The sequence below is a fragment of the Sinomonas albida genome, from assembly GCF_004919045.1.
GTDB classification, from domain to species: domain Bacteria; phylum Actinomycetota; class Actinomycetes; order Actinomycetales; family Micrococcaceae; genus Sinomonas; species Sinomonas albida.
The window spans coordinates 1-1375 of sequence record NZ_SWDW01000032.1 but is presented as its reverse complement, the minus strand read 5'-3'; the positions used below and the strand labels follow the sequence as shown (position 1 = coordinate 1375).

Here is a 1375-nt window from a genome sequence, read left to right as displayed (position 1 = left end):
GGCGGATTCCATCTGTCAAGTGCAATCGCTTCGCCGTGTCGGGGTCGGGTTCGGCTGTCAGGCGGCGGCGGGCAGGAGGAGTTCGGTGAGGGCCTGGGCGGGGGTGCGGAGTCCGAGTGTCGGTCGGGGTCTGCGGTTGAGCGTGTCCTGGACTCGTCGGAGGTCTTCGGGGGTGTGCGCGGAGAGATCGGTTCCCTTCTCGAACCAGAAGCGCAGGAGCCGGTTGGTGTTCTCGTTCGAGCCGCGCTGCCAGGGCGAGTGGGGGTCGGCGAAGTAGACCGGGGCCTCGAGCTCGAGCATGATCCGGGAGTAGTCGGCCATCTCGGTCCCGCGGTCCCATGTGACCGAGCGTCGCAGGTGGGCCGGGAGATCGCCCATGGCGTTGATCATGGCCTCGGCGACGACCTCAGCTGTGTGCCGTCCGCCGGGCAGGTGCAGCAGGATCACGAATCTGGTCGAGCGTTCCACGAGGGTCCCGATGGCCGAGCGGCCGTCGCCGCCGATGATCAGATCGCCCTCCCAATGCCCTGGCACGGCCCGGTCCTGAACGCTCGGGGGCCGTTGGCTGATCTTCAGCGCTTCCCGGAACGGGCTGTTCCGGCTGGTGGCCCGGCCCTGTGGGACCCTCGCTTTGCGTTTGAGGCTCAGGCAGCGGTGGAGGTCCTGGCGCAGGGCGCCGCGGCCCTGGACGTAGAGGGCCTTGTAGACGGTCTCGTGGCTGACCTGCATGTTCCTATCATCGGGGTGGTCGCGCCTGAGGACCCCGGAGATCAGCTGCGGTGACCAGCCCTGTCCGAGGTATTCCTCCACGGCCGCGGCCAACCCGGGGCGTTCGGCGAGCTTGGGCTTCCTGGGGCGTTTGCGCCGCCGGGCTGCCCAGTGGTCGGCGCGGCGGGCGTCGTAGGCCCCGTCGGGGCCGGTGTTGCGCTTGATCTCGCGGCAGATCACCGCCGGGCTGCGCTGCAGTTCGGCGGCGATGCGCTTCTGCGTCCAGCCCTCGTGGCGGCGGACCTGGATCACGCACCGCTCGAAGTACGTCAACCGTCCTTCGACCTTCTCGAACGGTGCCGGCGGCAGCACGGCGGGGCCGGGCCCGGCGGCTCTCGGAATGCCGCCGCGGCGGCCTGTCTGCATCCGCATGCCGCCGATCCTCTTCCACCGGTAGCGCGCCCGGTCCTTCGACACGCCCGCGACACGGGCCGCTGCCGTGAACGACATCCCACCCTCGAGCGCGCCATCGAAAGCGGCCCACACTTCATGCTCAGAGGCGCACCGCTCGGCGAAGGTCATTCCACGCCAGCGTCGCCCCTGCCCAACTCCCGAAGCCATCGGACCCACCCTCACGATCGAATTGCATTGACCGTTTGAGGTTGGG

The 1375-nt window shown here is 69.4% G+C and carries 1 protein-coding gene; it reads right to left on the bottom strand.

Translation table 11 applies throughout. The features are described from left to right. Positions 1-57: 57 nt before the first annotated feature. Positions 58-1290 carry an IS30 family transposase gene (locus E6A26_RS17490; RefSeq protein ID WP_234865667.1) on the bottom strand — a complete coding sequence of 411 codons (1233 nt, stop codon included), beginning with the start codon at positions 1288-1290 and terminating at the stop codon, positions 58-60. Positions 1291-1375 lie beyond the last annotated feature (85 nt).